Consider the following 12,621-nt stretch of genomic DNA (forward strand, 5'->3'; position numbering starts at 1 on the left):
TGATAAGTCCAAGATCTAGTTTGTCTCGCAGCTAGAATCAACAGTTATGGAACTTCGGCAGCTCGAATACTTTGTCACGGTAGTGGAGGAAGCCAACTTCACTCGCGCCGCCGAGCGGCTTCATGTAGCCCAACCGGGTGTGAGTGCGCAGGTCAAACGGCTGGAACGTGAGTTGGGGCAGGAATTGCTCGATCGTAGTGGTCGAACCGTTCGTCTGACCGACGCCGGGCGAGCTGTCCTCCCGCACGCCTACGCTGCACTCGCTTCCGTTCAGAGCACCCGCGACGCTGTCGATGCCTTGAACGGACTGGTTCGGGGTTCCGTTTCGGTCGGGATGGTTACCGCCTGCGCTTCCGCCGACCTCACAGATCTGCTCAGTCGGTTGCACAACAAACACCCCGGACTGGACATTTCGCTGGCCGAGGACGATTCGCGCAGTTTGCTTGCCGGAGTGTCGGACGGAACCTTCGACATAGCCGTCATCGGGGTGGCGGGCAAGCTGCCGGAAGGGCTCGAATCGAGGGTGATCACCGACGAACGACTGGTGGCCGGAGTGGCGGCGGATCATCCGCTGGCCGAGGTGTCGTCTCTGCCGTTTGCCGAACTCGCGACGCAATCGGTCATCTGTCTGCCGGAGGGAACCGGCATCAGAACGTGTCTGGACTTCGCGTGCGCCGCAGCCGGCACCAAGCCGACGGTTGCGCTCGAGGCAAGCAACCTCGGCATCATCGTTTCATTGGCAGCGCAGGGGCTGGGAATGGCCGTGCTTCCGGAGTCGACAGTGGGGGAGTTGCATCGGATCGATCTCGAACCGGAAGCACGATCTCGGCTGGAATTGGTCTGGCGTTCGTCGGGCGGCAAGAATCCGGCGGCCTCTGCTCTCATCGATCTTGCGAGAGCTGTTCCCGCCGAGTGAGTTCGGCCTGCGCCCGATCCAATCCGCCGTGCTCGAGAGCGGCCAACCGTGACCTGTCCTTCCAGACTATGGTGCCGCGCCGGCGGACGATGACCGACATGGTTCCACCGAGATGCTCGAGCGCTCCTGGCACGTTTCGACGCTCGGCAGGTATCGGAACAGGAAGAATATGTGCGTCGGCGATGGGCGCGGTCCCGTCGATGTCGACGCTCCACTTCCGGCTGTAACCCCGAAGCGTCCAGCGATCGTCGGACACCGTCGTCTCCACCTGTGACGTCAGAGGATTACCCAGCCGCAACACCGTTCCGTCCGGTAGCGCGGCAACGACGGCGGTGACTTCGGTGCGCAGAGGTCCGGCGCTGACCTGTCCGCCGGCAAACGCCACGCAGGCTCGAGGATCGGTGAACCCCTGTGCCTGTCCCCACCACCAGGATTCCGGGAATCCTCCCTTTCCCCAGTTCTTCTCGCCGTACACCTGTGCCCCGGTGAGATCCCAGTTCTGCCCGTCGATGACGGCGCTTCCCTCGACCCGGCCGCCGAGCAGCCACGGATGCCAGTATTGATTGAGTGCGGGAACTGATTGGAAGTAGCTCGATCCCCCGAAGCGGCGGTGCGGCCAGAATCGCTGATTGCTGATCCGCACGTCGAGATGGCTGTCGCCGAAATCGACCTGCAGTCGATCGGCATTGCCGCGGAAAGCGTTGTCGGCGTAGGCCCCCAGGATGCGGGGATCGGCCGATCCGCTCGGGTGCTCAGCAGTACGGAGGAATCCGCCTGGATGTGCCGCGAGACCGAGCGTCGACCAGTTGCCGCCGTCGGACTTGTTGATTCCGGCGAGCGCAATCACCACCCGCCCGCTCTCTGGCATCGTGAATCGCCAGAAGTAACCCTCCATCGCAACGTCATGGGAGGCAAGCAGATTGCCGTACGGCAGGGTGCCACCCGAGGCGCGGTACGCGGGACGCTTCACGGTCCCAATACTGCCTGTGATGCGGTGACCTGAGCGACGAGGCGGCCCTCGTCGTCACGAATCTCGGTCACGACCGAGATGGTGCTGCGTCCCGCGTGCAATGGACGGGCAGTTGCGGTGACCGTGCCTTTACGAACCCCGCGGGTGAACACGGTCGACGAACTGGTGGTGGACGTACTTGCGCCGGGCGGCAGATTGAGGAATGCACAGACGGCGCCGACGCTGTCTGCCAGCGTCATCAAGGCGCCGCCGTGCATTCCGTTGCCGGCGGTGGTGCGGTGGCTGTCCCAATCCAGATGGCCGACAACCTGTTCGGGTGCCGCGCTGTCCAACTGAATTCCGGTGTGAACTGCAAAAGGCATGCTCGCGACAAGTTGTTCGAGGTCCATGCCTACCGATGTTAACGAGCCGCCGAAACCTCCGTCGGGACTTCGGTTTATCGAGGGCGGTGACTCACAGGGGCAGGGCGGTTTCCGACAGCCCTTCCGGCGCGTTGCGACGACGGAACCACTCGGTGCCGAATGCCGCGGCGAGCTGCTCCGTCGGCATTTCGAGGAACGGGCCGAAATCGCCGACCTGCGTTGCGTGCGCGTACATGGCCGCGCGCTTGGACGAGATCACCGAACTGACATCGACCGCGGTGGTGAGTTGGTCAGCCGGAAGCCCGAACGATTCGATGTCCGGCGGCTGCGCCTCCTCGGTCCACTCGGGGTTGGCCTGCATCAGCATCTTCATGTGATCGCGGTTGGTGGACGCCTCGTAGACGAACGGCGTGCCCGCGAGTTCTGCAGCACGAACGCCGACGTGGTGGACCTGGATGTGATCCGGGTGGCCGTATCCGCCGTTGGGGTCGTAGATGGTCAGGACATCGGCGTTCTCTTCACGAAGAACCTCGGCCAGACGCTCGGCGGCCTTCTCGACGTCGACGTTGCAGAACGCTTCCGGATTCTCGTTCTCGGGCGTACCCACCATCCCCGAATCCGGGTAGTGCAGGGACACGACGCGACTGGCACCCAACGCGTCGGTGGACGCCTCGAGCTCACGGCTGCGGCGCTGAGCCAACGTCTCGTATTCGTCCAACAGTCCGTCGGGGAATTCACCGAGAGCACCGTCGGTAGCGGTGACGACTACGACGCGGTGACCTGCGTCGGCGGCCATTCTCATCACGCCGCCCGTAGTGAAAACTTCGTCATCGGGATGGGCGTGGAAACACACCAGGACACTCATTCGCGCAATCGTAAGGCAAGTTACCGACAGGTCAACCCGAGCGCACAGTGAAAACGATTTGTCGAGTCGGCCTCGGCTCTGTGAACCTTGTTCAGTGCACGAGAAGCTGACATGAGCGAATCCACCAACAAAGGCCTGCTGAGCGCCTACCGCGAGATCTTTGCCGCCCCCGGATCGGTCGCCTTCTCGGCCGCCGGATTTGTCGCAAGGCTGCCGATCGCCATGATCGGTATCGGAATCGTGACGATGATCTCGCAACTTCGTGGTGACTACGCGCTCGCCGGCGCGCTCGCCGCGGTTTTTGCGCTCTCGTCGGCGATCATCGCGCCCGCGGTCTCGCGTGCGGTCGACCGCTTCGGACAGCGAGCGGTCCTGCCGATTGCCGCAGCCGTGAGCGTCACCGCGATCGGGGCGCTCCTGCTCGCAGTCCGGATGGAAGCTCCCGACTGGCTGCTGTTCGTTCTGGTCGTCCCCGGCGGCGCCACTCCGACGATCGGCGCGATGATTCGCGCCAGGTGGGTGGCGATCTATGTCGGAAAACCTCAGCTGCGCACCGCCTTCGCCTTCGAATCGGTGGTGGACGAGCTCTGCTTCGTGGCGGGCCCGGTCATATCGGTAGGTCTGAGCATCGGGCTCTTCCCCGAGGCTGGACCACTGGCAGGGTTGATCCTGCTGGTCACCGGAACCCTGCTGCTGGTCATACAGCGCGGAACCGAACCGAAGGTGCATCCGCGTCGACCCGGCCGCGGACGATCGGTTCTCGGTAACCACGTGATGTGGATCGTCATCGTCATCATGGTGATGCTCGGAACGATCTTCGGCGTCATCGACGTCGGCGCCATCGCGTTCACCAAGGAACAGAATTCGCCGGGATCCGCGACGCTGGTCCTCGCGCTGTTCGCCGGCGGTTCGGGAATCGCGGGACTGATCTTCGGGTCGATGCACCCGGCGCGATCGCTGCGCGGGCAGTTGATGATCGCGTCCTCGGCGGTCGCCGTTCTCAGCGTCCCGCTTCTGTTGGTCGGAAACGTGGCCGCACTTGCGGGTGCCTACGTGCTGGCGGGCGCGACCATCGCACCGACGCTCATCATCGCGACAGCCCTGGTCGAACAGATCGTCCCGCCGGAAAAGCTCACCGAGGGAATGACCCTGACGGTTACCGGCCTCGGCGTCGGCGTGGCGCTCGGGTCTGCGCTGGCCGGACAGCTGATCGATCGCTACGGCGTCCCGTCGGCCTACATGCTCGCCGTCGGCGCCGCAGTCGCAGCCTCTATCGTGACGGCATGTCTATTCGTGAAGCCGTCAGCGTCGACGGCACGTCCATCGTCTATCGAGTAACCGGAAATTCGGCGGGGACCCCGCTGGTGTTGCTGCACGGCTGGGCTCAGTCCTCGCAGTGCTGGGGCGAGCAGGTCCTCGCGGACCTGGCCGCGGACTATCGGCTGATCGCCGTCGATCTGCGCGGCCACGGTTACTCCGATGCGCCCGAATCCGGATACGACGATTCCGCGAACTGGGCCGGCGACGTCGCGGCTGTTCTTGCGGCCGAAGGCGTCACCGAGAACGCGATCCTGCTCGGCTGGTCGTACGGCGGTCTGGTGATCTGCGATTACCTGGCAGCGCACGGCACCGGCGCGGTGGCGGGCGCGGTTCTGGTCGGGGCGATCACCAGCATCGGGCGCGGCGAAAAAGGTGGCAAGGTCGGCTCGGCGATGCGTAGCGCAGTTCCCGGCGCGATGTCCGAAGATCCCCGCGAGGCGATCCGTGCACTCGGCGCTTTCGGCAATGCTCTCACCGGCCCACCCGAGGGCAAGGGTGCAGCGTCGCAGGCCTTGTTCGGGTACAGCCTCTCGACGCGTCCGCGGGTGCGCGCAGCATTGTTCAACCGTGCTGTCGGTCACGACGAGTTGCTTCGCAATCTGGACATCCCGGTCCTCGTTCTGCACGGAACCGACGACTCCGTCGTCGACGTGAGCGCAGGTAAGCACGCCGAGGAACTGATTCCCAAGTCCCAGGCGTCGTACTGGGAAGGCTGCAATCACGGCCCGTTCGTGGAGGATCCGACACGATTCGTGTCCGAAGTGCGAACGTTCATCTCGAGCCTCGGTTAGAGTTCGCGCCCGGTGAGGGGGCAGTATGGAGTCGTGACGCCCATGCACATTTCGCGCCCTCGCCGGGTGGCCGTTCTCTCGGTCCACACCTCGCCATTGGCGCAACCCGGCACCGGTGACGCGGGTGGGATGAACGTCTACGTTCTGCAATCCGCCATTCAGCTCGCCAAACGTGGCGTCGAGGTGGAGATATTCACCCGCGCGACGTCCTCGGCCGACGCACCTGTGGTGGACGCCGCTCCCGGAGTGCGGGTTCGGAACATTGCTGCTGGTCCCTTCGAAGGGCTGGACAAGGCGGATCTGCCGACTCAACTGTGTGCCTTCGTCGCAGGAGTTCTACGGGAGGAAGCGCGCCACGAGCCCGGGTACTACAGCCTGATTCACTCGCACTACTGGTTGTCCGGTCAGGTCGGCTGGCTGGCCCGCGACCGCTGGGGCGTGCCCCTCGTACACACCGCCCACACCCTCGCGGCGGTGAAGAATCTTTCGCTTGCCGAGGGAGACACCCCGGAGCCGGCAGCACGTCAGATCGGCGAGCAGCAAGTAGTCGCCGAGTCCGATCGCCTGGTCGCCAACACCACCGACGAAGCCAAGGCGCTGCACGAGTTGTACGGCGCAGACCCCACGCGTATCGACGTCGTGGCTCCCGGCGCCGATCTCACCCGCTACCGACCGGGCGATCGCGATTCCGCCCGCGCGTCGTTGGGGTTGGACCCGGGCGAGATCGTCGTGACTTTCGTCGGCCGGATCCAACCTCTGAAAGCACCGGACGTTCTGCTGCGTGCTGCCGCCGAAGTGATCAGCCGTCGCCCCGAGTTGCCGTTGCGCATCCTCGTCGTCGGCGGGCCGTCGGGAACTGGCCTCGCGCGGCCGGACGTGCTGATCGAACTTGCACGATCACTCGGCATCAGCGCGCAGGTGACATTCTTGCCGCCGCAGGCACCGGAGCGTCTCGCCGATGTCTACCGTGCCTCGGATCTGGTTGCGGTGCCGAGCTATTCGGAGTCCTTCGGATTGGTCGCCATCGAAGCTCAAGCCTGCGGAACTCCCGTGATCGCCGCCGACGTCGGCGGACTGGGAGTAGCCGTACGCAACGGTGAGACCGGCCTGCTGGTTCAAGGACACCGCACCGAAGATTGGGCCGGCGCCCTCGAATCCTTGGTGACAGCACCGACGCGCTTGGCCGAACTCGCCGCGCAGGCACCGCGCCACGCCGAAAATTTCTCGTGGGAACACACCGCGGACGGTTTGCTCGAGAGCTATCGCAAAGCCGCAGTCAACTACAACAACGGAACCGGTCCCAGCGACTTCTCGCCCCGCCGTGCGCGGGGTCTGTGGCGTCTGCGCCGGACCGGGGGAGTGCGTACATGAGCAGCATTTCGGACACCATCGAGCAGGCCCTCACCGAGCGCGAACTCGACTTCACCAGAAAAGACGACGCGCATTTCATCGTCGAACTTCCCGGTGAACACAAACTCAAGACGTCGACTCTGCTCACCGTCGGCAATCACGGTGTGCGGGTCGAGGCCTTCGTGTGCCGCAAGGTGGACGAGAACTTCGAAGGCGTCTACAAATTCCTGCTCAAGCGCAACCGTCGTCTGTACGGGGTGGCGTACACACTCGACAAGGTCGGGGACATCTACCTCGTCGGCAAGATCGCAGAGCATGCCGTGACCGGCGATGAACTCGACCGAGTGCTCGGTCAGGTTCTCGAAGCCGCCGACGGCGATTTCAACGTCATCCTCGAACTCGGCTTCTCCTCGTCCATCAAGCGTGAGTGGGCGTGGCGGGTGTCGCGAGGTGAGTCGCTGGCGAATCTCGAACCGTTCAAGCACCTCATCGAGGAAGAGCCCGCGCAGAGCTGATCGAGCGGGGTGAGACACATCGCGGATGTGTCACGTAAAGTGGCCTTTACTTGTGACTGTCGTCACGGAATAATACTGTTCCCGTGAGTCACAGTAAGTTGGTCACACCACCCCGCCGCGCAACTTTTCGAGGAGCACAGTGAGCTTCAAGAGTCCGTTCCCCGACGTTGAAATCCCCAACCTCAGCGTCTACGACTTCCTGTTCGGAAACACCGACCCCGCAGACCTCGACAAGACGGCCTTCGTCGAGGGCAGTTCGGGCGCAGTCACCACATACGCTTCGCTGATCGCACAGATCAACGGCGTTGCAGGCGCTCTCGCAGCGCGCGGACTCGCCGTCGGCGACGTGGTCGGGCTGCATTCGCCCAACGTCCCGGCCTTCGGTTCCGTCTTCCACGGCATCCTTCGTGCCGGTGGCGTCGCGACCACGATCAACGCGCTCTACACCGCCGAGGACATCGCCAAGCAGCTCACCGATTCCAAGGCAAAGTTCCTCTTCACCGTCTCGCCGCTCCTGCCGCAGGCAAAGGCCGCTGCTGACCTGGTCGGTATCCCGGCCGAGAACGTCTTCGTGCTCGACGGGGCCGAAGGCCACCTCTCGCTGCGTGATCTGCTCGGCGAGGGTGCAGCGGCGCCCGAGGTCTCCTTCGATCCGGCCACCCAACTCGCGGTGCTGCCGTACTCGTCTGGCACCACCGGCCGACCCAAGGGGGTCATGCTCACTCATCGCAACCTCGTGGCCAACGTCTGCCAGATCATTCCGCGGATGGGCATCGAGACCGACGACAAGATTCTCGCGGTCCTGCCGTTCTTCCACATCTACGGCATGACGGTCCTGCTCAACGCTGCGCTCTACCGCCGCGCGAGCCTCATCACGATGCCGAAGTTCGATCTCGTCGAGTTCCTGCGGATCGTCGCCGAGCAGAAGTCGACGTACATCTTCGTCGCACCGCCCGTTGCCGTCGCGCTGGCCAAGCATCCGCTCGTCGATCAGTACGACCTCTCGAGCGTGCACACCATCTTCTCCGGTGCGGCCCCGCTCGACGCGGCGCTCGGCAAGGCTGTCGCCGACCGGTTGAACTGCCACGTCCGCCAGGGCTACGGCATGTCCGAGATGAGCCCGGTCTCGCACGCGATCCCTTTCGATCGTGACGACATCGCCCTCGACACGTGCGGTCCGACCATCGCCAACATGGAATGCAAGCTCGTCGACCCCGGAACGGGCGAAGAGGTCGCGTACCCGGCTCTCGGCTCGGACGGCGTCAGCGAGCCCGGCGAACTGTGGTGCAAGGGCCCGAACATCATGCTCGGCTACCTCGGCAACGACCAGGCCACCAAGGACACCCTCGACGACGACGGTTACCTGCACACCGGTGACATCGCGACCGTCGACGGCGACGGCGTCGTCAAGATCGTCGACCGCCTCAAGGAACTGATCAAGTACAAGGGCTACCAGGTTCCCCCGGCGGAACTCGAGGCCTTGCTGCTGACCCACCCGCAGATCGCCGACGCCGCAGTGATCGGCGTGCTCGACGCCGAGGGCGAAGAGGTTCCGAAGGCATTCGTGGTGCTCCAGGACGGCGCCGAGTTGACCGAAGCCGACGTGATCTCGTTCGTCGCCGAGCGCGTCTCGCCGCACAAGAAGGTTCGCCAGGTTTCGTTCATCAGCACCGTGCCGAAATCCGCGGCCGGAAAGATCCTCCGCAAGGATCTGCGAACTGCGGAAGTAGCCCCGAGCTGATTTCCGGACAGGGTTGATCAAGAAGGGTTCCGGTACTCGTGCCAGGATGAACGCCATGAGTATCGGAACCCTGGTCCTGCTCCGCCACGGCGAGAGCGAATGGAATGCACTCAATCTGTTCACCGGCTGGGTGGACGTACACCTGACAGACAAGGGCATGGCCGAGGGCAAGCGCGCCGGCGAACTGCTCGCCGAGCACAACCTGTTGCCCGACGTTCTCTACACGTCTCTGCTGCGCCGCGCGATCAGCACAGCCAACCTCGCGCTCGACGCCGCCGATCGCCACTGGATCCCGGTAGTGCGCGACTGGCGTCTCAACGAGCGCCATTACGGCGCTCTGCAGGGCAAGAACAAGGCGCAGACCAAGGAAGAGTACGGAAACGAGCAGTTCATGCTCTGGCGTCGTAGCTACGACACCCCGCCGCCCGCCATCGAAGCCGGCAGCGAGTACAGCCAGGACACCGATCCCCGGTACGCGAACCTCGACGAGGTTCCCTTGACCGAGTGCCTGCTCGACGTCGTCAAGCGTCTGATCCCGTACTGGGAGGACACCATCTCCCAGGAGCTGCTCGCCGGTCGGAACGTGCTGGTCACCGCGCACGGCAACTCGCTGCGTGCGTTGGTCAAGCACCTCGACGGCATCTCGGACGAGGACATCGCGGGCCTGAACATCCCGACCGGAATCCCGCTGCGTTACGACCTCGACGAGAACCTGAAGCCGCTCAATCCCGGCGGCACCTACCTGGATCCGGAGGCCGCAGCTGCCGGCGCCGCCGCGGTGGCGAATCAGGGCGGAAAGTAGCAACCCGATGATGTGCGTCGAGGCCCCCCGAACGGTGATTTCGGGGGGCCTCGACCAACAACAGATGAACGACGAACCAACGCCGTCCACCTGGCGGATTACGCGGGTGGGAACGTCCGAACCCGCCGTAACCGACTCTTCGCGCGAACGTACGATTGCGCCGTGAGTGTCGTGATTGCAGTGCTGCTGGTCGTGGTCGCCGGCTTGGTCGGCTACCTCGTCGGCGGGGTGCTGGTCCCCAGGCTGTCGTCGCGCCAGAGTCAGCGCTCGGACGAACAGACCGGGCTCACGATGTCCCAGGTTCTCGACCTCATCGTGTTGGCTTCGGAAAGCGGTATCGCCGTCGTCGACGGTTTTCACGACGTCGTGCTCTTCAATCCTCGCGCCGAGGAACTCGGTCTCGTCAAGAATCGTCTGGTCGACGAGCGAGCTTGGCGGGCTGCTCAGGAAGTTCTGCGGACCGGTCAACCTGTCGAGGTCGATCTGACGGCGCAGACCGCTCAGCGGGGCCGCGACAAGATCGCGGTACGTGGCACGGCCCGGTTGCTCAGCAAGGACGATCGCAACTTCGTGGTCCTGTTCGCCGACGACGATTCCGAGCAGGTCCGCATGGAGGCGACCCGACGCGATTTCGTCGCGAACGTCAGCCACGAACTCAAGACGCCGGTCGGTGCGATGAGCCTGCTCGCGGAGGCGCTGCTCGAGTCCGCTGACGACCCGGAATCGGTGCGCCACTTCGGCGAACGGGTGCTCGGTGAGTCGATTCGTCTGGGCAAGATGGTCACCGAGTTGATCGCACTCTCGCGTCTGCAAGGTGCCGAGAAGCTGCCGGATCTCGACGTGGTCGACGTCGACACCGTGGTGTCCGAAGCACTGTCGAGGTCGAATCTGTCGGCCGAGGCCGCCGGGATCACGGTCACCACCGACCATCCGAGTGGGCTGGAAGTACTCGGGGATCAGACTCTCCTCGTCACGGCATTGTCCAACCTCATCGAGAACGCTATTGCATACTCGCCCAAGGGTTCTCCGGTTTCCGTCAGTCGGTCGGTACGCGGCGACAATGTCGCGATCGCAGTCACCGACCGAGGAGAAGGCATCGCGAAAGCGGACCAGGAGCGAGTGTTCGAGAGATTCTTCCGCGTGGACAAGGCGCGGTCACGGCAGACCGGTGGAACCGGTCTGGGGCTGGCGATCGTCAAACACGTCGCGGCCAATCACAACGGCTCCATCGAACTGTGGAGCAAACCGGGTACAGGGTCTACCTTCACGTTGCAGATACCGGCACACGTGGAGTCGGACGACGACATCGACTCTGACGACGCGGGAACCGCCGGTTCCACGCGGATCGGCAGACGAGAACAAGGCAGTAGAGAAAACGGCATGGAGGCCAAACGATGACGAGTGTGCTGATCGTGGAGGACGAGGAGTCCTTGGCGGACCCGCTGGCGTTCCTGCTCCGCAAGGAAGGCTTCGAGACCACCATCGTCAACGACGGACCGTCGGCGTTGGCGGAATTCGATCGCTCCGGAGCGGACATCGTCCTGCTCGACCTCATGCTGCCCGGCATGAGTGGCACGGACGTCTGCAAGGCGCTGCGGTCGCGCTCCGGCGTCCCCGTCATCATGGTGACGGCGCGTGACAGTGAGATCGACAAGGTCGTCGGCCTGGAACTCGGTGCGGACGACTATGTGACCAAACCGTATTCGGCGCGTGAGCTGATCGCTCGCATCCGTGCGGTGCTGCGCCGCGGGGTGGAGAACGAGGCGGACCTCGCCTCCGACAACGGGGTGCTCGAGGCCGGACCGGTACGGATGGACGTCGAGCGCCACGTCGTGCAGGTCGCGGGTAACCCGGTGACGTTGCCGCTCAAGGAGTTCGATCTCCTCGAGTACCTGCTCCGCAACTCCGGTCGGGTGCTGACCCGCGGACAGTTGATCGACCGCGTCTGGGGCGCCGACTACGTCGGTGACACCAAAACCCTTGACGTACACGTGAAGCGGTTGCGTTCGAAGATCGAATCGGATCCGGCCAAGCCGGAACATCTGGTCACGGTCCGTGGATTGGGTTACAAGCTCGAAGCGTGATCGAACCTCGTCGAGAAGAAATGTCGAGAAGAATTCAGCCGCTCACACGATCGTGTGAGCGGCTGAATTCTTTTTGTTCAGGCGGAGTCAGCCCTGAGCTTTGTTCTGAGCGATCGTGGTCGCCGGATGGACTGCGATGAGGCCGAGGCCCGCGCGACGCCTGCAGAGGCGAGCCAGCTCGTCGTACGCGCGCTTTCCGAGAAGTTCCGTCAACTCGGGCCCGTAGGACTGCCAGACCTGCCGCTCCCCGACATGAGCGTCGGGGGAGCCGGAGCAGTACCAGGCGAGGTCGTCGCCGCCCTCACCCCAGCCGCGGCGGTCGTACTCGGTGATCGTGGTCTTGAGGATCTGGACGCCGTCCGGCCGGTCGACCCAGTCCTGGGTGCGGCGGATCGGTAGCTGCCAGCACACGTCCGGTTTCACCTCGAGCGGCTCGATGCCCTTCTTGAGCGCCATGGAATGCAGAGCGCAGCCCTCGCCTCCGGCAAAACCCGGCCGGTTGAGGAAGATGCACGCTCCTTTGTAGCGGCGGGTGCGCAGCGCGGGCTCGTCCTCGAGGTCGTCTTCTTCGACGTAGCCCTTCTTGCCGAGACCCTTTTCCATGAACTGCCAGTCTTCGGCTGTGAGCATTTTCACTGACGCATCGAGCTTGTCCTGATCTTCCTGATCGGAGAGGAAAGCGCCGTGCGAGCAGCAACCGTCGTCCGGGCGGTCTCCGATGATGCCCTGACACGCCGGCGTACCGAACACGCAGGTCCAATGCGAGAGCAACCACGTCATATCAGCGGAAATGAGGTGTTCGGAGTTATCCGGATCGACAAATTCGACCCATTCGCGCGGGAAATCGAGATCGACCTCGGGGCTCGGAGTCATCTTGTGGGACCGGTCTGGGTTACCTGCTGTCA

The 12,621-nt window shown here is 64.0% G+C and carries 13 protein-coding genes; 9 read left to right on the forward strand and 4 right to left on the reverse strand.

Annotated elements, in window-relative coordinates; all coding sequences use genetic code 11:
* Positions 1-46: 46 nt before the first annotated feature.
* Entirely contained in the window at positions 47-916 is an 870-nt protein-coding gene (locus P0M12_RS20410; RefSeq protein ID WP_042452978.1) for a LysR family transcriptional regulator, read from the forward strand.
* On the opposite strand, the gene P0M12_RS20415 is transcribed toward P0M12_RS20410, so the two are convergent.
* The 3 genes from P0M12_RS20415 to P0M12_RS20425 form a co-directional block, all read right to left on the reverse strand.
* A complete protein-coding gene (locus P0M12_RS20415) occupies positions 882-1,886 on the reverse strand; it encodes a tocopherol cyclase family protein (RefSeq protein ID WP_158170616.1) in 1,005 nt (334 codons plus the stop codon). The two genes, P0M12_RS20410 and P0M12_RS20415, sit on opposite strands and share 35 nt — an antisense overlap.
* A complete protein-coding gene (locus tag P0M12_RS20420) occupies positions 1,883-2,275 on the reverse strand; it encodes a PaaI family thioesterase (protein ID WP_277376753.1) in 393 nt (130 codons plus the stop codon). The genes P0M12_RS20415 and P0M12_RS20420 overlap by 4 nt, the downstream gene beginning before the upstream one ends.
* A 64-nt stretch (positions 2,276-2,339) precedes the next feature.
* Entirely contained in the window at positions 2,340-3,113 is a 774-nt protein-coding gene (locus tag P0M12_RS20425; RefSeq protein WP_003942001.1) for a PIG-L family deacetylase, read from the reverse strand.
* Positions 3,114-3,224: 111 nt separating this feature from the next.
* Between P0M12_RS20425 and P0M12_RS20430 the strand changes: the two genes are divergently transcribed.
* The 8 genes from P0M12_RS20430 to P0M12_RS20465 all read left to right on the forward strand — a co-directional run bounded on the left by P0M12_RS20430 (position 3,225) and on the right by P0M12_RS20465 (position 11,716).
* The gene (locus P0M12_RS20430) at positions 3,225-4,451 is read left to right on the forward strand and encodes an MFS transporter (RefSeq protein ID WP_003942019.1); all 1,227 of its coding nucleotides are present in this window, start codon (positions 3,225-3,227) and stop codon (positions 4,449-4,451) included.
* Positions 4,397-5,224, forward strand: a complete 828-nt coding sequence (locus P0M12_RS20435; RefSeq protein WP_042452989.1) for an alpha/beta hydrolase — start codon at positions 4,397-4,399, stop codon at positions 5,222-5,224. The genes P0M12_RS20430 and P0M12_RS20435 overlap by 55 nt, the downstream gene beginning before the upstream one ends.
* Positions 5,225-5,266: 42 nt before the next feature.
* On the forward strand, positions 5,267-6,595 hold the full coding sequence (gene mshA, locus P0M12_RS20440; protein WP_083059045.1) for a D-inositol-3-phosphate glycosyltransferase: 1,329 nt from the start codon (positions 5,267-5,269) through the stop codon (positions 6,593-6,595).
* Entirely contained in the window at positions 6,592-7,089 is a 498-nt protein-coding gene (locus tag P0M12_RS20445; protein WP_047268888.1) for a YbjN domain-containing protein, read from the forward strand. Before mshA ends, P0M12_RS20445 begins: the two co-directional genes overlap by 4 nt.
* A 139-nt stretch (positions 7,090-7,228) precedes the next feature.
* The gene (locus P0M12_RS20450; protein WP_029254834.1) at positions 7,229-8,830 is read left to right on the forward strand and encodes an AMP-binding protein; all 1,602 of its coding nucleotides are present in this window, start codon (positions 7,229-7,231) and stop codon (positions 8,828-8,830) included.
* 46 nt (positions 8,831-8,876) lie between these two features.
* The gene (locus P0M12_RS20455; RefSeq protein ID WP_003941992.1) at positions 8,877-9,632 is read left to right on the forward strand and encodes a phosphoglyceromutase; all 756 of its coding nucleotides are present in this window, start codon (positions 8,877-8,879) and stop codon (positions 9,630-9,632) included.
* Positions 9,633-9,794: 162 nt separating this feature from the next.
* Complete coding sequence (locus P0M12_RS20460; protein ID WP_003941938.1) at positions 9,795-11,030, forward strand: ATP-binding protein; 1,236 nt, start codon at positions 9,795-9,797, stop codon at positions 11,028-11,030.
* A complete protein-coding gene (locus P0M12_RS20465; protein ID WP_003942020.1) occupies positions 11,027-11,716 on the forward strand; it encodes a response regulator transcription factor in 690 nt (229 codons plus the stop codon). The genes P0M12_RS20460 and P0M12_RS20465 overlap by 4 nt, the downstream gene beginning before the upstream one ends.
* Positions 11,717-11,803: 87 nt before the next feature.
* On the opposite strand, the gene P0M12_RS20470 is transcribed toward P0M12_RS20465, so the two are convergent.
* Positions 11,804-12,589, reverse strand: coding sequence for a hypothetical protein (locus P0M12_RS20470; RefSeq protein ID WP_003941928.1), 786 nt, complete (start codon positions 12,587-12,589; stop codon positions 11,804-11,806).
* Positions 12,590-12,621: the final 32 nt, after the last annotated feature.

Source organism: Rhodococcus sp. RCBS9 (genome assembly GCF_029457415.1).
Taxonomy (GTDB): Bacteria; Actinomycetota; Actinomycetes; order Mycobacteriales; family Mycobacteriaceae; genus Rhodococcus_F; species Rhodococcus_F qingshengii.